General features: G+C 68.0%; 19 protein-coding genes, 1 tRNA gene and 1 riboswitch. Of the genes, 16 read left to right on the top strand and 4 right to left on the bottom strand.

Translation table 11 applies throughout. The features are described 5' to 3' along the window. Nucleotides 1-108 precede the first annotated feature (108 nt). The 3 genes from B0W88_RS20870 to B0W88_RS33105 all read left to right on the top strand — a co-directional run bounded on the left by B0W88_RS20870 (nucleotide 109) and on the right by B0W88_RS33105 (nucleotide 1196). Entirely contained in the window at nucleotides 109-522 is a 414-nt protein-coding gene (locus B0W88_RS20870) for a hypothetical protein (protein WP_077036560.1), read from the top strand. After that, nucleotides 452-604: a hypothetical protein gene (locus B0W88_RS35335; RefSeq protein WP_158080902.1), complete on the top strand. Its 153-nt coding sequence runs from the start codon at nucleotides 452-454 to the stop codon at nucleotides 602-604. Before B0W88_RS20870 ends, B0W88_RS35335 begins: the two co-directional genes overlap by 71 nt. A gap of 169 nt (nucleotides 605-773) precedes the next feature. After that, entirely contained in the window at nucleotides 774-1196 is a 423-nt protein-coding gene (locus tag B0W88_RS33105; RefSeq protein ID WP_144006868.1) for a hypothetical protein, read from the top strand. Between the two features lie 403 nt (nucleotides 1197-1599). Here B0W88_RS33105 and hrcA read toward each other — a convergent pair whose 3' ends face one another. Beyond that, entirely contained in the window at nucleotides 1600-2622 is a 1023-nt protein-coding gene (gene hrcA / locus B0W88_RS20865; RefSeq protein ID WP_077036559.1) for a heat-inducible transcriptional repressor HrcA, read from the bottom strand. Between the two features lie 68 nt (nucleotides 2623-2690). Here hrcA and B0W88_RS20860 point away from each other — a divergent pair, with 68 nt between their 5' ends. The 3 genes from B0W88_RS20860 (at nucleotide 2691) to rapZ (ending at nucleotide 6252) form a co-directional block, all read left to right on the top strand. Beyond that, nucleotides 2691-3566 carry an NAD kinase gene (locus B0W88_RS20860; protein WP_077036558.1) on the top strand — a complete coding sequence of 292 codons (876 nt, stop codon included), beginning with the start codon at nucleotides 2691-2693 and terminating at the stop codon, nucleotides 3564-3566. Nucleotides 3567-3655: 89 nt separating this feature from the next. Continuing rightward, nucleotides 3656-5359, top strand: a complete 1704-nt coding sequence (recN, locus tag B0W88_RS20855; RefSeq protein WP_077036557.1) for a DNA repair protein RecN — start codon at nucleotides 3656-3658, stop codon at nucleotides 5357-5359. Next, complete coding sequence (gene rapZ, locus B0W88_RS20850) at nucleotides 5356-6252, top strand: RNase adapter RapZ (RefSeq protein ID WP_077036556.1); 897 nt, start codon at nucleotides 5356-5358, stop codon at nucleotides 6250-6252. The genes recN and rapZ overlap by 4 nt, the downstream gene beginning before the upstream one ends. A gap of 10 nt (nucleotides 6253-6262) precedes the next feature. Here rapZ and B0W88_RS20845 read toward each other — a convergent pair whose 3' ends face one another. The 3 genes from B0W88_RS20845 to mutM are packed head-to-tail and all read right to left on the bottom strand — an operon-like array spanning nucleotide 6263 to nucleotide 8441. Next, nucleotides 6263-6574 carry a hypothetical protein gene (locus B0W88_RS20845; protein ID WP_077036555.1) on the bottom strand — a complete coding sequence of 104 codons (312 nt, stop codon included), beginning with the start codon at nucleotides 6572-6574 and terminating at the stop codon, nucleotides 6263-6265. 14 nt (nucleotides 6575-6588) lie between these two features. Then, nucleotides 6589-7626, bottom strand: a complete 1038-nt coding sequence (mutY, locus tag B0W88_RS20840; protein ID WP_077036554.1) for an A/G-specific adenine glycosylase — start codon at nucleotides 7624-7626, stop codon at nucleotides 6589-6591. Next, the gene (gene mutM / locus B0W88_RS20835; RefSeq protein WP_077036553.1) at nucleotides 7611-8441 is read right to left on the bottom strand and encodes a bifunctional DNA-formamidopyrimidine glycosylase/DNA-(apurinic or apyrimidinic site) lyase; all 831 of its coding nucleotides are present in this window, start codon (nucleotides 8439-8441) and stop codon (nucleotides 7611-7613) included. Before mutM ends, mutY begins: the two co-directional genes overlap by 16 nt. A 90-nt stretch (nucleotides 8442-8531) precedes the next feature. Between mutM and B0W88_RS20830 the strand changes: the two genes are divergently transcribed. The 10 genes from B0W88_RS20830 to B0W88_RS20785 form a co-directional block, all read left to right on the top strand. Next, nucleotides 8532-10307, top strand: a complete 1776-nt coding sequence (locus B0W88_RS20830; RefSeq protein WP_077036552.1) for a tetratricopeptide repeat protein — start codon at nucleotides 8532-8534, stop codon at nucleotides 10305-10307. Next, entirely contained in the window at nucleotides 10304-10834 is a 531-nt protein-coding gene (locus tag B0W88_RS20825; RefSeq protein WP_077036551.1) for an outer membrane lipoprotein LolB, read from the top strand. The genes B0W88_RS20830 and B0W88_RS20825 overlap by 4 nt, the downstream gene beginning before the upstream one ends. Further along, nucleotides 10835-11746, top strand: coding sequence for a 4-(cytidine 5'-diphospho)-2-C-methyl-D-erythritol kinase (ispE, locus tag B0W88_RS20820; RefSeq protein WP_077036550.1), 912 nt, complete (start codon nucleotides 10835-10837; stop codon nucleotides 11744-11746). A 45-nt stretch (nucleotides 11747-11791) separates the two neighbouring features. Continuing rightward, nucleotides 11792-11868, top strand: a tRNA-Gln gene (locus tag B0W88_RS20815). A 64-nt stretch (nucleotides 11869-11932) separates the two neighbouring features. Further along, nucleotides 11933-12895: a ribose-phosphate pyrophosphokinase gene (locus B0W88_RS20810; protein WP_304442593.1), complete on the top strand. Its 963-nt coding sequence runs from the start codon at nucleotides 11933-11935 to the stop codon at nucleotides 12893-12895. 82 nt (nucleotides 12896-12977) lie between these two features. Then, nucleotides 12978-13598, top strand: coding sequence for a 50S ribosomal protein L25/general stress protein Ctc (locus tag B0W88_RS20805; RefSeq protein WP_077036548.1), 621 nt, complete (start codon nucleotides 12978-12980; stop codon nucleotides 13596-13598). Nucleotides 13599-13677: 79 nt separating this feature from the next. Further along, entirely contained in the window at nucleotides 13678-14307 is a 630-nt protein-coding gene (gene pth, locus B0W88_RS20800; RefSeq protein WP_077036547.1) for an aminoacyl-tRNA hydrolase, read from the top strand. Continuing rightward, nucleotides 14304-14726 (top strand): hypothetical protein, encoded by a 423-nt coding sequence (locus B0W88_RS20795; protein ID WP_077036546.1) that lies wholly within the window; start codon nucleotides 14304-14306, stop codon nucleotides 14724-14726. The genes pth and B0W88_RS20795 overlap by 4 nt, the downstream gene beginning before the upstream one ends. After that, nucleotides 14723-14963, top strand: a riboswitch (cobalamin riboswitch). (Overlaps the previous gene by 4 nt.) Nucleotides 14964-15034: 71 nt before the next feature. Then, on the top strand, nucleotides 15035-16891 hold the full coding sequence (locus tag B0W88_RS20790) for a TonB-dependent siderophore receptor (RefSeq protein ID WP_077036545.1): 1857 nt from the start codon (nucleotides 15035-15037) through the stop codon (nucleotides 16889-16891). Next, a partial coding sequence (locus B0W88_RS20785; protein ID WP_198937891.1) for a bifunctional adenosylcobinamide kinase/adenosylcobinamide-phosphate guanylyltransferase occupies nucleotides 16888-17069 on the top strand: 182 nt, incomplete at its 3' end. The genes B0W88_RS20790 and B0W88_RS20785, both read left to right, overlap by 4 nt.

Genomic DNA, 17069 nt, shown 5'->3' with positions numbered 1-17069 from the left:
GAGAACCGCCGCGCCGTCTACGAACTGCTGCTGGAGCCCTGGCTGACCCTGGCGCAGCGCACCAGCGACCTCCAACCCCTCGCCTAGCGGCAATGAGAGCACAACCGCTTGCGCGTCTTCGAGGACAAGCGCTACGACTATGACCCTCTGGGCCGACTCGTTCTCAAGCGCAGCGGCAGGCACACCGAGCAGCGCTTCGAGTGGAACGCCGAGCATCAGCTGGTTGCCGTGCACAGTGAGCGCAACGGGGTTCGGCAGGCAGTGAGCTTCAGCTACGACGCGCTGGGGCGGCGCATCGAGAAGCGCAACGGCAGCTTCGGTGCCACGCAGTTCGTCTGGGACGGTTTGCGATTGCTGCAGGAACTTCAGGGCTCACGGGTCACGACGCTGGTCTACGAGAGCGCGCACAGCTGCGGGAGCGCCGGAAGAACTCACCGACGAGGACGGCCACGTGACCTGGCGAGGACGCTACAAAACCTGGGGCAACCTGGCCTTGCAGGAACAACCCCAAGCGCCGGATGATCGCTTCGCCCAGCCGAAGCTGGAGCACCAGCCGATCAGGTTTCAGGGGCAGTATGCCGAAAACAAGAAGCCCGAAAACTAGATATTCTCGCGCTTGGTTTACGCGAAACAAGCTCAAATATACATCCCTCTTCGAAGGCACAACAAAGGCAACAAACAGACACCACGAGAACTTGAGACTCAGAGGCCACAGTGCATTCCATGGCGGAAGGCTACCACCCGGCAACAAGTGCCTTCACTGAGTAAAAAATATGAAAATGTCGGCTACGTGCGATGCATACAACTATGTAAATCAGTTATACAAAGAACTTGAATCGATATACAGTGAAATTGAACTAAAATTTCCATCCGACGCTGAAATATCCACGATCTTCCGATTGCTACGGAAAACTATAGAACGCAAGACAAGAACGACTTTCACGAAGGCGGATTTGGTTCTTGGAATTGATTTTTTCGTTTATCACGAAGACTATTATGGTCACGCGAAGTGTGAGCAGCGACATATGCTAAGCAAGGACTACCCACCAGTTCTTTATGCTGCAGTGGAAAAATACAAAGAACAACTCGGGGTTGACGACGTTCAATCCTTTGTTAGCACCTTTGAAGCAGGATTACACAGGATTGGATGGCGGAAAGAGGACTGGGAAGTCGCCATGGAAGCCGCGGGCATGTGATCGTTATCACAGCATTCACGATCAGGCAGACTCACGCATCCCGCGCGCCGCCGGTCATCCATCAATCCATCATTAAGTGGTAGGCCGTGCAGGACTTGAACCTGCGACCAAAGGATTCCGGTTTGTGCCTGTTTCCAGACTCCCTGGACTATGCCTTCGCCATGCGCATTGCTGCGTTTAGACGGGCGCCGTCTAGTCTCTACACCTTCCCCGATGCGTAGCCATCAGGGCTTGGCTCGGCATTGCCTTGCGCCCTTGCGGGCCGTCAGGTTTCACCGAATTTGACGCCATTCACGCGGGCACTTTCGCCGCCCGGTGCACAACTTGAAAAGCTATGAGTCCTCTGCTCTGACCAACTGAGCTAACGGCCCACTGATGCATGAAGGCCGCGATTGTATAGGCGCTATTTCTGCGACAACGCCTGGCTGATCATCCTCGACGTGATGTCCACGATCTGGATCATCCGGTCATAGGCCATCCGCGTGGGTCCGATCACGCCCAGCGTGCCGACGACCTGGCCGTCCACCTCATAGGGCGCGGACACCACCGACAGCTCCTCGAAGGGCACGACCTGGCTCTCCCCGCCGATGTAGATGCGCACGCCTTCCGCCCGGCTGGACACATCCAGCAGCCGCATCAGCTGCGTCTTCTGCTCGAACATGTCGAAGAGGCGACGCAGGCTGCCCATGTCGTTGCTGAAGTCCTGCACCGTCAGCAGGTTGCGCTCGCCGGAGATGACGACGCGCTCCTGCTCGTCCACCATCGCCTCGGTGCCGGCCTGCACGGCCGCGCTCATCAGCGTGGCGATCTCGCTGCGCAGCTGATCCACCTCGCCCTTGAGCCGCTCGCGCACGCCCTCCAGGCTCAGGCCGGCATAGTGGGCGTTGAGCCGGTTGCTGGCCTCGGCCAGCTCGCCCTGGCTGAAGTCCTGGGCGGTGAAGATCACGCGGTTCTGCACGTCGCCGTCCGGCGCCACCATGATCACCAGCACCCGGCGTTCGCCCAGGCGCAGGAATTCGATATGGTGGAACACGCTGGGCTTGCGCGGCGCGGTGACCACGCCGACGAAGCTGGACAGGTTGGACAGCAGGTGCGCGGCGCTGGCGATCACGCGCTGCGGCTGGTCGGGCTGCAGCTGCGCCTCCAGCGGCCGCGCGTCGGCGCCGATGATGCTGCCCGCCTTGGCGGTCAGCATCGTGTCCACGAAGAGGCGGTAGCCGCGCGCCGTGGGGATGCGGCCGGCGCTGGTGTGCGGGCTGGCGATCAGGCCCAGCTCTTCCAGGTCGGCCATCACGTTGCGGATCGTGGCCGGGCTCAGCTCCAGGCCCGAGGCCTTGGACAGCGTGCGCGAGCCGACCGGCTGGCCGTCCGCGATGTAGCGTTCGACCAGGGTCTTCAGCAGTGATCTAGAGCGCTCGTCCAGCATGGTTTTCATTGTAGTTGGCGCGCCTCCCACGCCCGGGACCGTCATAGTGCTGTGGTGTAATTCTTGCCATGGCCAAGCGCTTTGAACATGTGGCAATCGTCGGCAAGCACCAGGCGCGGGGCATACGGCCGATTCTGGATGAAATCGCCGACTTCCTGATGGGCCTCGGCCTGGAAGTCTCGCTGGAGCGCGAGACCGCGCTGAACACCGGCATCACCCGCTTCGAGGCGCTGTCCAACGAGGAGCTGGGCGCCCAGTGCGACCTGGCCATCGTCGTCGGCGGCGACGGCACGATGCTCGGCTTCGCCCGCGAGATGGCCCGCCACGGCATCCCGCTGGTGGGCATCAACCAGGGCCGGCTGGGCTTCATCACCGACATCTCGGTGGACCACTTCCGCGAGGCGCTGGCGCCCATCCTGGCCGGCGACTACGAGCGCGAGCACCGCGCGATGCTGGAGGGCGCCGTCTGGCGCGACGGCGACAGCATCTTCGAGGGCCAGGCACTGAACGACGTGGTCGTCAGCCGCGGCGCCACCGCCGGCATGGTGGAGATCAAGGTGGACGTGGGCGACGAGTTCGTCGCCAACCTGCGGGCCGACGGTGTCATCGTCGCCTCGCCCACCGGCTCCACCGCCTATTCGCTGTCGGCCGGCGGCCCGATCCTGCATCCGAGCATCGCCGGCTGGCTGCTGGTGCCGATCGCGTCCCACGCGCTGTCCAACCGGCCCATCGTGCTGCCCGACCACGGCGAGGTGCGGCTGCAGATCGTGGCCGGCCGGGACGCCAGCGTCAATTTCGACATGCAGAGCCTGGCCAGCCTGCTGCATGGCGACCTGATCACCGTGCGCCGCTCGGCGCACAAGGTCTGCTTCCTGCACCCGAAGGGCTGGAGCTATTACGCCACGCTGCGCCGCAAGCTGCGCTGGTACGAAGGAGTAAGCTGAAACATGAGCCCCCACGCTCGCGGCTTCGCCGCTTCACTGCCCCCCGAGGGGGCGCAGCCCCCCCTTGGGGCGGCCCGGCGGGAGGCCTCATGCTGCGGCGCCTGAGCCTGAAGGATTTCGTCATCGTCCCCGAGCTGGAGCTGGACTTCGGCCCGGGCTTCGCCGTGCTGACCGGCGAGACCGGCGCCGGCAAGTCCATCCTGATCGACGCGCTGCAGCTCGCGCTGGGCAGCCGCGGCGATGCCGGCGTGGTGCGCGAGGGCGCGGCCCGCGCCGACATCACCGCCGAGTTCGACACCCCGCCCGCGCTGGCTGCCTGGCTCGACGAGGCCGGCTTCGAGAGCAGCGACACAGACACCCTGCTGCTGCGCCGCGCGATCGACGCCCAAGGCAAGAGCCGCGCCTGGATCAACGGCAGCCCGGCCACCGTCGCCCAGCTGCGCGAGACGGCCGACAGCCTGCTCGACATCCACGGCCAGCACGCCTGGCAAGGCCTGACCCGCGCGCCCGCCGTGCGTGCGCTGCTGGACGCCTACGCGGGCATCGAAGGCACCGCTGTTTCTGGCCGTTATGTCGCCTGGAAGCAGGCGAGCGAACGGCTCGCCGCGGCCGAGAGCCGCTCCGGCGAGCTGCTGCGGGAGCGCGAGCGCCTGGCCTGGCAGATCGGCGAGATCGAGCGCCTCGCGCCGGCCGAGGACGAATGGGACGAGCTCAACGCCGAGCACCAGCGCCTCTCGCACGGCCAGTCGCTGCTGGACGCGGCGCGCATCGCGCTGGACGCGCTGTCCGAGGCCGAGCCCAGCGCCGAATCGCAGACCGCCTCCGCGCTGGATCAACTCGAGAAAGTGCTCGATTTCGACGGCGAGCTGCAGTCCACCGTCGACACGCTGCGCGCCGTCCAGGCCCAGCTGCACGACGCCACGCACACGCTAACCGCCTACCTCAACGGCACCGAGCTGGACCCCGAGCGCATGCAGGAGCTGGACGAGCGCGTCTCCGCCTGGATGACGCTGGCCCGCCGCTACCGCCGCCCGCCGGCCGAGCTGCCGGCGCTGCTGCGCCAGTGGAAGGACGAGCTGCAGCAGCTCGACGCCGCCACCGACCTCGACGCGCTGCAGCAAGACCTGACCCTCGCCCGCCAGGCCTACGACAAGGAAGCCAGGCGCGTCGGCGAACTGCGCGCGAAGGCGGCACCGAAGCTGGCTGCCGCCGTCACCGCGGCGATGCAGCAACTGGGCATGGCTGGCGGCGCCTTCGACGTGGCGCTGCTGCCGCAGGACGAGCCGCAGAGCTTCGGCCGCGAGTCGGCCGAGTTCCTCGTGGCCGGCCATGCCGGCAGCACACCGCGCCCGCTGGCCAAGGTGGCCTCCGGCGGCGAGCTCTCGCGCATCGCGCTGGCCATCGCCGTCACCACCTGCCAGCTGGAGCAGGACGGTGGCGCGGGCACGCTGATCTTCGACGAGATCGACGCCGGCGTCGGCGGCGCCGTCGCCGAGACGGTGGGCCGGCTGATGAAGCAGCTGGGCCGCGACCGCCAGGTGCTCGCCGTCACCCACCTGCCGCAGGTAGCCGCCTGCGCGGACCAGCACCTCGTGGTGGCGAAGGCGCTGCGCGAGGGCAAGACCAGCTCCGAGGTACGACCGGTGGCCGGCGAGACCCGCGTCGCCGAGATCGCCCGCATGCTGGGCGGCGAGCGCCTCTCGTCCACCAGCATTGCCCATGCCCAGGAGATGCTGGACCTGTCCGCCAAAGGCACCGCGCCCGCCAAGCCGAACAACAAGGCCAAGTCATGAGCAGCGCCCCCCAGCAAGCCGAACTCGTCCTCGTCACTGGCATGGCCGGCGGCGGCAAGTCGCTGGCCATGCATGCGCTGGAGGACGCCGGTTTCTTCTGCGTGGACAACCTGCCCGCCGAGCTGCTGATGGACTTCCTGGGTCTGGAGCGCCAGGGCAGCGGCCGCCGCGTCGCCATCGCGATGGACGTGCGCAGCCCCAACTCGCTGCCGCTGCTGGCCCCGCTGATCAAGCAGCTGCGCGCGGACGGCGTCAACGTGCGCTCGGTCTTCCTCGATGCCAATGACGGCGCGCTGATGCGCCGCTTCTCCGAGACCCGCCGCCCGCACCCGCTGCGCCAGGACTCGGCCGGCGACGGCGACGAGGCCCACCGCGCGCTGCAGGAAGCCATCGCGCTGGAGCGCAGCATGCTGGCCGACGTGCGCGAGGACTCCACCGTGCTGGACACCAGCCAGCTGCGCCCCGCCCAGCTGCGCGCCTGGGTGCGCGATCTGGTCACCGTGCGCGGCGACTCGCTGACGCTGGTGTTCGAGTCATTCGCCTTCAAGCATGGCGTACCCAGCGACGCGGATTTCGTCTTCGACGTGCGCGTGCTGCCCAACCCGTACTACGACCGCGAGCTGCGCCCGCTGACCGGCCGCGATGCGCCGGTGGCGGCCTACCTGGCGGCCCAGCCGGAGGTGGGCCTGATGATGGGCCAGATCGCCGGCTTCATGCAGCGCTGGCTGCCCAACTTCGCCGCCGACCAGCGTAGCTACCTGACGGTGGCCATCGGCTGCACCGGCGGCCAGCACCGCTCGGTCTACCTGGTGGAGATGCTGGCCAGCCAGTTCGCCCACCACGGGCAGGTGCTGGTGAGGCACCGCGAGCTGGACGCGCGGATGAGGGCTTAGGTCTGGCTGATCAGGTCTGCGATGCCTGCTGGCCGTCCTCGGACGCCAGCAGCGCCAGGAAGGCCGCCGAGCCCACCGGGCCCGCCAGCACGAAGGCGATCATCCAGGGGAAGATGCCCCGGCCGGTGCGCTTGAGCACCACGCCCATGAAGGTCCAGTGCGCGACGATCGAGCAGCCCAGCCCGATGCCTAGCAGGGCCATCCGCGCCGGCGCGACCTCCTCGGCGTTGGCCGCCGAGATCAGGAACCAGAGGCAGCAGGCAGCCACCGCCAGCGCGACCAGCGCGGACTCGACGGCATTCTTGACGGCGGGTTTCATCATGATGGCGGATCCGTTCAGCTAATCAGTTTCTTCAGCGGAGCCGGCAGCGCGTATTCGGCCAGGCGCTCGCGAGCCACCCATTCTCCCCCAGGCGGCTCGCCTGTGGCGACAGTCACGGCGCGGCGGGTATGCAGCACCCAGTCGAAATGGGTCAGCGCATGCTCGATGCGGGGCATCGGCTCCAGCGCCGCGCCGCCGGCGGCCTCCTGCAGCGCCGCCTCGTCCTCGTACATCGGCAGTGTCCACAGGCCGGCCCACACGCCGGTGTCCGGCCGCTGCTGCAGCAGCACCCGGCCCTCGCGCTCCAGCCACAGCCACCAGTTCTCGCGGTAGCCGCGCTTGAGCTTCTTCGTCTTGACCGGAAACACCGTCGGGTCGCCCTGCGCGCGGCCACGGCACAGATCGGACGCCGGGCACAGCAGGCACTGCGGCGAGCGCGCGGTGCAGATCGTCGCGCCGAGATCCATGATGCCCTGCGTGTAGGCCTCGATGCCGCTGGCCGGCAGCAGCTCGGAGGCCAGCTGCCAGAGCTTCTTCTCCTGCGCGGCGGAGGCCATGTCGCCGCCGAAGGCCAGCAGCCGGGTCAGCACCCGCTTCACATTGCCGTCGAGGATCGCCACGCGCTCGCCGAAGCAGAAGGCGGCGATGGCCGCCGCCGTCGAGCGGCCGATGCCAGGCAGTTCCTGCAGCTCCGCCGCCGAGCGCGGGAACTCGCCGCCATGGCGCTCGGCCACCGCGCGGGCGCAGGCATGCAGGTTGCGCGCCCGGCTGTAATAGCCCAGGCCCGCCCACAGCGCCAGCACCTCGTCCAGCGGCGCCGCGGCCAGCGCCAGCACGGTCGGGAAGCGGGCCAGGAAGCGCTCGTAGTAGGCCAGCACCGTCGTCACCTGCGTCTGCTGCAGCATGATCTCCGACAGCCACACGCGGTAGGGATCGCGGGTGTTCTGCCAGGGCAGCGCATGGCGGCCGTGGCGGCGTTGCCAGGCCACCAGCAGCGGGCCGAAGTCCAGCGGCAGCGGCGCGTCCACGTAACTCGTTACTTCTTTTGACATGAGGGGCAGAAAAACGTCGAGCGCTGGCCCTGGGCGATGCGGCGGATCGGCGTGCCGCAGGTGAAGCAGGGCTCGCCCTCGCGACCATAGACCTGCGCCTGCATCTGGAAGCTGCCGGCCACGCCATGGGCGTCGCGGAAGTCGCGCAGCGTCGTGCCGCCGGCTTCCAGCGCGCGGGCCAGCACGCCGCGCACCGCGTTCGCCAGCCGCTCGGCGCGCGGGCGGCTCAGCTTGCGCGCGGGCAGGCGCGGGTCGATGCCCGCAAGGAACAGCGCCTCGCAGGCGTAGATATTGCCGGCGCCGACGACGATGTCCCCGGCCAGCAGGGCCAGCTTCACCGCCACGCTGCGCCCGCGCAGGCCGGCATGCAGATGCGCGCCGTCGAAGCGCGGATCGAAGGGTTCCATGCCGAGGCCGGCGAGCAGCTTGACCGCCGGTTCGACATGCAGCGAATCGGACCAGACCACCGCGCCGAAGCGCCGCGGATCGTGCAGGCGCAGCAGGCCGCGATCGGTCAGCAGGTCGAAGTGGTCGTGCACGCCGGGCTCGGGAATGTGCGCCGTAAAGGCCAGCGAACCGGACATGCCGAGGTGCAGCAGCAGCCCGCCGCCGCCCTGCCCGGCCAGCGACAAGGGCAGCCACAAATATTTACCTCGTCGCTGTGCCGCGCCGACGCGCGCGCCGACCAGGCTCTGCGGCTCGCGGCCCAGCGGCCAGCGCAGCGGCTTGCCCAGTCTCGCCTGCATCACCGTGGCACCTTCGATCGCTTCGGCAAAGCTGCGGCGCGTGACTTCGACTTCCGGGAGTTCGGGCATCCGCGAATCATATCGGGGCAGAATGGCCGTCCGCCTGCGCAAGAACGCAGACTGCGCCGGCGGACCCGTGTTCATCAGGAGCATCTCTCCATGCCCGTTACGTTCCGTAGGCGCAAGCCGTTATGCGTCACGCTTGCCGCCGCCCTGGTGGCTCTGTCGACGGCGGGCGCGCAGGCCGCCACCGCGCCGGCCGCACCCAAGCTGCCCGACGATCCGCCCACCCATTCCGCGCTGGACGCGCCGCTGTTCTACCAGCTGCTGGTCGGTGAGATGGAGCTCCGCAGCGGCCAGGCTGGCGTGGCCTACCAGGTGCTGCTCGACGCGGCGCGGCGCACGCAGGACGAGGAACTGTTCAAGCGGGTCGTCAACATCGCGCTGCAGGCCCGCGCCGGCGAGCAGGCCCTGTCCGCCGCGCGTGCCTGGGCCGATGCGATTCCAGCGTCCGTGCCGGCGCGGCAGATGGTCGTGCAGTTGCTGGCCCTGCTGAACCGGCCGGCCGAGGTCGCCACGCCGCTGCGCGAGCTGATCGCGCTGACGCCGCCCGACGAACGCCCCGCGCTGTTCGCCGCCCTGCCCCGCACCTTCCAGCGCACCACCGAGCCGCAAAAGGTCTACCTGACGCTGGAGCCCATCCTGGCCACCGCCGCCAAGGAGCCGCAGACGCGCGAGATGGCCCTGGTGGCGCAGGCCCGCCTGGCCCAGGCCGCCGGCGAAACCGCCAAGGCGCTGTCGATCACCCGCGACCTGGCCGCCACTTCGCCGCAACTCGACGACACGATGCAGCTGGCGCTCGACCTGATGCCGGCCGAGCCGAGCGCCGAGGCGCTGATCACCGCCCGGCTGAAGGCCCAGCCCGACAACCACTCGCTGCGCCTGGCCTACGGCCGCGCGCTGGCCCGCGCGCAGCGCGCCGAGGAATCGGCCCGCGAGTTCCGCAGCGTCACCGAGAAGGCGCCCGACAACGCGCCGGCCTGGTTCGCGCTGGGCACCCTGGAGCTGGACCTGCGCCACGCCGAAGCCGCCGAGCGCGCGCTGGGCGAATACCTGAAGCGCCTGCCCGCGCCGGGCAGCGCCGAGGGCGACACCCAGCTGATCGGCGAAGCCCGCCAGCAGACCTGGCTGATGCTCTCGCAGGCGGCCGAGATGCGCGGCGACATGAAGGGCGCCGAGGCCTGGCTGCAGAAGGTGGACCGCCCGGAACGCAAGGTCGAGACCCTGTACCGCCGCGCCTCGCTGCTGGCCCGCCAGGGCAAGCTGGAGCAGGGCCGCAAGCTGCTGCAGGCCCAGGCCGGCGACAGCAACGACGACGCCCGCGCCAAGTTCCTGGCCGAATCGCAGCTGCTGCGCGACGCCAAGCAGTGGCAGGCGGCGCACGACGTGCTCAAGCGCGCCAACGAGCGCTTCCCCGACGACCCGGACCTGCTCTACGAGCAGTCGATGATGGCCGAGAAGCTGGGCGCCATCGAGCCGATGGAGACGCTGCTGAAGAAGGTCATCGAGATCAAGCCCGACTACGCCAACGCCTACAACGCGCTGGGCTACTCGCTGGCCGATCGCGGCGTGCGGCTGGAAGAGTCGCGCACGCTGATCGCCAAGGCGCTGAGCTACGCGCCGGGCGAGCCCTTCTTCGTCGACAGCATGGGCTGGGTCGAATTCAAGCTGGGCAACCGCACCGAGGCGCTGCGCCTGCTGCGCGAGGCCTACAAGGCAAGACCTGACACCGAGATCGCCGCCCACCTGGGCGAGGTGCTGTGGGTCACCGGCGAGCAGGACGAGGCGCGGCGCGTCTGGCAGGAAGGCGCCAAGCGCGAGCCGAAGAACGAGGCGCTGCAGGAGACCATGACCCGACTGAAGGTCAAGCCATGACACGCATCGCTGCCCTGTTCGCGGCGCTGCTGCTTGCCGGCTGCGCCAGCCTGAAGCACGAGGCCGCGCCGGTCGGCGACGGCGACCTGCACCTCAGCGGCCGGCTCAGCGTGGTCGTTGCCGGCCAGGCCGGCGGCCGGGCCAGTGGAGGTAACGGTGCATTCGAGCTGACCGGCCAGCCCAAGGCCGGCCAGCTCGAACTGGCCACGCCGCTGGGCAGCCTGGTGGCGCGCGCGATCTGGCGCGACGGCGACGTGCGGCTGCAGACGCCCGAGGACGAGCGCCGCTACCAGGACCTGGACGCGCTGACCCGCGAGATGCTGGGCGAGGCCATCCCCGTGGCCGCGCTGTTCGACTGGCTGCAGGGCCGGCCCTGGCCCCAGGCCGCCACCACGCCGGCCGAGGGCGGCTTCGAGCAGCTCGGCTGGCGCATCGACCTGTCCCGTTTCGGCGAAGGCCTGATCGTGGCCACGCGCCGGGCCGAGCCCGCGGTGACCCTCAAGGCCCGCATCGACGGCAAATCCTGAATGCAAGCGCTCTACGACGTCCCGGCCCCGGCCAAGCTCAACCTGTTCCTGCACGTCATCGGCAAGCGGCCGGACGGCTATCACCTGCTCGAATCGATCTTCGCGCTGATCGACTGGGCCGACACCTTGCACTTCGAGCGCCGGGGCGACGGCCTGCTGCAGCGCCACGACAGCGAAGGCGCCAATCTCCCGCCCGACGACCTCTGCCTGCGCGCCGCCCGCGCCCTGCAGCAGGCCAGCGGCTGCGGCTTCGGCGCGGACATCCACATCGACAAGCGCCTGCCCGCCGGCGCCGGCATGGGCGGTGGATCGTCCGATGCGGCCTCCACGCTGCTCGCCCTGAACCGCCTATGGGGCCTGGACTGGTCTTTACAAAAATTAAAAGAACTCGGTTTGAGCCTGGGCGCGGACGTGCCCTTCTTCCTCGGCGGAACGCACGCGTTTGTAGAAGGCATCGGGGAAATCCTGCATCCGGTCACTCTGCCGGAGCAGCGCTTCGCGGTCGTCAAACCCGCCGCCAGCATCGCCACCAAGGAAATTTTTTCCAGCTCCCTCTTGGCAATGTCCAAATCCGTGGCTATAGTAGCGGGCTTTCCTGCACACAACAGCAGCGAGAACAAAACGGTAGACGTAACGCGATATCTGGACGGTTTCGGCAAGAACGACTTGCAGAAGGCGGCAGAAGCAGCAAGCGACGACGTGGTTCAAGCGCTCGAGTTACTGGAGACGAAGTTCGGCAATAGCCGAATGACCGGATCAGGTAGCGCGGTATTTGCAAGAGTTGTGCAGGAGAATGGCAAGTCCGACCCAGCCATGGCGACAATGCTGCAGGAAGCGATTCCGGCAGGATGGCAAGGAAGGATCTGCCGCAGTCTGGAGCACCATCCTCTCAAGGGCTGGGCAAGAGACTGACGAAATACAGATCATTGGTCGCAGCAGCAATGCTGGGTCCTGTGTAGGGGAGTCGCCAAGTTGGTTAAGGCATCGGATTTTGATTCCGACATGCGAGGGTTCGAGTCCTTCCTCCCCTGCCACAACATACAAGAGCCCGCTAAGAGAACCATCTAGCGGGCTTTTTTTCTGACAAGGATGGCCGCCGTGCTGCTCAATACCGTTCTCTTCACCGGCAACGCGAACCCGGCCCTCTCGCAGGAAATCGCCTCCCATCTGGGCCTCGAGCTCGGCAAGGCCGTCGTCGGCCGCTTCTCCGACGGTGAAGTCACCGTCGAGATCCAGCAGAACGTCCGCGCCCGCGACGTCTTCATCGTCCAGCCCACCTGCGCGCCGACGAACGAGAACCTGATGGAACTGCTGATCATGGTCGATGCGATGAAGCGCGCCAGCGCGCGCCGCATCACCGCCGTGATCCCGTACTTCGGCTATGCCCGCCAGGACCGCCGCCCCCGCTCCACCCGCGTGCCCATCTCGGCCAAGGTCGTCGCCAACCTGCTGGAGACCGTGGGCGTCGAGCGCGTGCTGACGATGGACCTGCACGCCGACCAGATCCAGGGCTTCTTCGACATCCCGGTCGACAACATCTACGCCTCGCCGGTGCTGCTGTCAGACCTGAAGGCCCGCAACTATTCCAACCTCGTCGTCGTCTCGCCGGACGTCGGCGGCGTCGTGCGCGCCCGCGCGCTGGCCAAGCAGCTCGGCTGCGACCTGGCCATCATCGACAAGCGCCGCCCCGCCGCCAACGTGTCCGAAGTGATGCACGTGATCGGCGACATCGACGGCCGCAACTGCGTGATCATGGACGACATGATCGACACCGCCGGCACGCTGGTGAAGGCCGCCGAGGTGCTGAAGGACCGCGGCGCCAAGAGCGTGTTCGCCTATTGCACCCACCCGATCCTGTCGGGCCCGGCCATCGAGCGCATCTCGAAGTCGCAGCTCGACGAAGTCGTCATCAGCAACACGATCCCGCTGAACGATGCCGCCAAGGCCTGCGGCAAGATCCGCCAGCTGTCGGTCGCCTTCCTGTTTGCAGAGACCATCCGCCGTATTTCGGACGGCGAGTCGGTCACTTCCCTGTTCAGCGAGCAGAACAACAACTTCTGATCGCTAAGCAACGCAGGAGCCTGGTCGCGGGCCCTGCACCCCGGAGCGCCATGTCGGTCTCCGGTCACTTTTGGAGTTACTCATGAAATTCACCGCATTCGAGCGCAAGCTGCAGGGGACCGGAGCGAGCCGCCGCCTGCGCGTCGCTGGCAAGGTGCCTGGCATCGTCTATGGCGCCGGCGAACCCACCAACATCGAACTGGACCACAACGCCCTGTTCCACGCGCTGAAGAAGGAAGCCTTCCACAGCTCGATCCTGGACATGGAACTGGCCGGCGCCACCACGCAAGTGCTGCTGCGCGACTTCCAGATGCACCCGTACAAGCCGCAGGTGCAGCACATCGACTTCCAGCGTGTCGATGCCACGACCAAGATCACCAAGAAGGTCCCGCTGCACTTCATCGGCGAAGCCGAGTCGGTCGCGGTCAAGACCGACAAGTGCACGGTCAACCACATCATCACCGAGCTGCGCATCACCTGCCTGGCCCAGCAACTGCCCGAGTTCATCGAAGTCGACCTGAGCGGCCTGACGCTCGGCCACTCGCTGCACATCAATGACCTGAAGCTGCCCGCCGGCGTCAAGGCCATCGTGCACGGCAAGCCGAACCCCGCCGTCGCCACGGCCGTTCCGCCGGTCGCTGAAGAGATCGTCGTCGCCGCCGCCCCGGTCGAAGACGCCAAGGGCAAGAAAAAGAAGAAGTAATTCTTCTGTCTTTCCCCCAAGCTCACGCTTCGAAGGCCCCGCTCCGCGGGGCCTTTGTCTTTGGATAATCGCGCCCATCATGATTCGACTCTTCGTCGGCCTCGGCAATCCGGGCCCTGAATACGAGCAGACCCGCCACAACGCCGGCTTCTGGTGGATCGACGCGCTGGCCCGCGGCCTGGGCGCGCAGCTGCGGCCGGAGAGCAGCTACTACGGCCTCGTGGCCCGCGTGAACAACGCGCCCGGCGCCGACGGCCCGATCTGGCTGCTGCAGCCGATGACCTACATGAACCTCAGCGGCAAGTCGGTCGCCCCGCTGGCCCGCTTCTTCAAGATCGCGCCGGAGGAGATCCTCGCCATCCACGACGAGCTGGACATTGCCCCCGGCGAGATGAAGTTCAAGCAGGGCGGCGGCAACGGCGGGCACAACGGCCTGAAGGACATGCAGGCCCAGCTGGGCAGCGCCAACTTCTGGCGCCTGCGCCTGGGCATCGGCCATCCGGGCATCAAGGCCGAGGTGTCGGGCTATGTGCTGCGCCGCCCGCCCATCGCCGAGCGCCAGCTGATCGAGGACACGATCCAGAAGTCGATGGATGCCGTGCGGCCGATGCTGGCCGGTGACATGTCCAAGGCGCTGACGATGATCCACGCCAAGCCGCCCCGCCCGAAACCGCCCAAGCCGATCCCCTCAACCCCCGAGACGCCATGAAGTACCTGCTGCCGCTGACTGTTTTCCTAACTCTCAATTTCAGCGGCAGCAGCCCGGCGTCGGCCGAGACGGAATCGCGCAGCGCCACCGTCTACCACTGCGGCAAGGACGGGCGCGAGCTGCGCGATGCGCCCTGCCCCGGCGAGCCGAAGAAGCCCGGCAGCCAGGTGAACTACGACCAGCCCAGCGATGCCGACGCCCGCGCCACCCGCGAACAGGCCGCCGCGGACGCGAAGCGCGCCGACACGCTGCAGAAGGATCGTCTGCGGCAGGAGGCCGAACAGCGCCGCCGGCAGGCCGCCGCGGCCCGACTGAGCCCCGGTGCGGCCGCACCTGCGGCCAGCGCGCCCGCGCGCCCGCTGGTCGCCACGAAGCCCAAGCTCAAGCGCCCGCACAAGCCCAAGACCAACGCCGGCTAGAATCCCGCGCTGTTGGTGCTCGCGCCCGGCCCCCAAGGCCGGCGCAGTTAAACGGGAATCAGGAAGGCAAGCCTCCACGAGGCAAGTCCAACCTGAGCTGTCCCCGCAACGGTAAGTGGACGGAACGCCGCGGCGTTCCAACTCTTGTACACGCTCCACTGGCGCTTGGCTGCGCTGGGAAGGATTCAAGGGTCGCCTCCACCAGCCCGGATACCGGCCAACAAGGTGACGAACGCATCGCTGCGCTCGTCTTGTGACAGGCGCTTTGCGGGAGAGCTGGCGCCTGGGCTCGTATCCCTGCTAACCCCATGATTCATCGCAATACCCGTCTTGCGCTGGCCGTTCTGGCCGCGCTGCCCTCGTTCGCCCATGCCGTCGACCAGGTGGACCCCGTCGTCGTCACCGCCACGCGCTCGCCGCAGAAGCTCAGCGAGGTGCTGGCCGACCTGACCCTGATCACCCGCGAAGACATCGAGCGCAGCGGCTTCGGCGGCGTGGCCGACCTGCTGCGCAACAGCGGCGCGGTCGAACTGGTGCGCAACGGCACGCCGGCCGCCAACACCTCCCTGTACCTGCGCGGTGCGGAGACGCGGCATACCGTCGTGCTGATCGACGGCGTGCGCGTCGATTCCCAGTCCACCGGCGGTGCCAGCTGGAACGGCATCCCGCTGAGCCAGATCGACCACATCGAGGTGCTCAAGGGCCCGGCCAGCGCGATCTACGGCTCCGACGCGATCGGCGGCGTGGTGCAGATCTTCACCCGCAAGGGCGTGACCGGCACGACCGCGCTGGACCTCGGCGTCGGCGCCGGCAACCTCGGCACACGCAAGCTGGACGGCAGCATCGCCGGCGGCAGCGGCATATTCGACTACGCGGTGACCCTGGCCGGCGAACGCAGCGACGGCTTCAACTCCACGACCCCGGCCAACACCTTCGCCTACCTGCCCGACCGCGACGGCTGGCGCAGCCACAGCGGCAGCCTGCGCCTGGGCGCGCAGCTCAGCGGCGAGCACCGACTCGAAGCGGTGGCGCTGAAGAGCCATGTGAATGGCCAGTACGACGGCTCCACCTTCTCGCCCGACGCCGACGACCACACGATCCAGGACACCCAGGCCGTCGGCCTGAACTGGCAGGCCAAGTGGCTGCCGGCGCTGCAGACGCAGCTGTCCATCGGCGAATCGAAGGAGCACTACGAGACCAAGCCCTCGATCTACATCACCGACACCCGCGTGCGCAACGTCTCGCTGAACGGCAGCTACCAATTGAGCGGCAGCCAGCAGCTGAACTTCGTGGCCGAGCGCCGCGAGGACCAGCTCGACAACACCGGCCTGGTGACCGCCGGCGTCGGCAAGCGCCATGAGAACGCCGTCGCCCTTGGCTGGCTGATGCATGCGGGGCCGCTGAACCTGCAGGCCTTCGCGCGCCGTGACGACGACAGCCAGTTCGGCGGCGTCAGCACCGGCACGCTGATGGCCGGCTACGAGCTGGCCCCGGGCCTGCGCCTGGTCGGCTCGGCCGGCAATGCCTTCCGCGCCCCGACGCTCTACCAGATCGGCACCGTCTACGGCCCGGACCTGAGCAAGTCCGGGGTCACGGCGCTGCAGGCCGAGCGCGGCCATAACGTCGAGATCGGACTGAAGTACGACGGCCGCGCCGGCAACGTCTCCGTCACCGCCTACCGCAACCGCGTCAACCAGTTGATCGTCTTCGGCGCCGCCGGCACCTGCCAGAGCCAGTTCGGCTGCTACGGCAACGTGGCGCAGGCGCAGCTGCAGGGCCTGAGCCTGGCCGGCGGCACCACGCTCGGCGCGGTCAACCTCGGCGCCACGCTGGACCTGCAGGCGCCGAAGGACTCGACCACCGGCAACCTGCTCCCCCGCCGCGCCAAGACCTACGGCACGCTGCGCGCCGACACCGCGCTGGGCGACTGGAGCTTCGGCGGCAATGTGCAGTTCTCGGGCCAGCGCTACAACGATGCCGCGAACAAGCAGGCACTGGGCGGCTATGCGCTGCTGAACCTGGACGTGCAGTACCGCCTGCGCCGCGACCTGAGCCTGCAGCTCAACGTCGACAACGCCACCGACCGCGACTACACGACCGCCGCCGGCTACGCCACGGCGCCGCGCACGGTCCTGGTCAGCCTACGCTACACGCCCAAGCTGTGAGCGCGAGCCATCACCTCGTCGTCGGCGGCCAGCGCAGCGGCAAGTCGCGATACGCGGAAAGGCTGGCACGCGAGAGCGGCCTGCGCGTGACCGTCGTTGCCACCGCCCTCGCCGGCGACGAGGAGATGGCCGCCCGCATCGCGCGCCACAAGGCCGACCGGCCGGCGGGCTTCGACAC

Origin of the sequence: Pelomonas sp. KK5, assembly GCF_001984095.1 — a bacterium.
GTDB lineage: Bacteria > Pseudomonadota > Gammaproteobacteria > Burkholderiales > Burkholderiaceae_C > KK5.
This window is presented reverse-complemented; position numbering and strand designations above follow the sequence as displayed.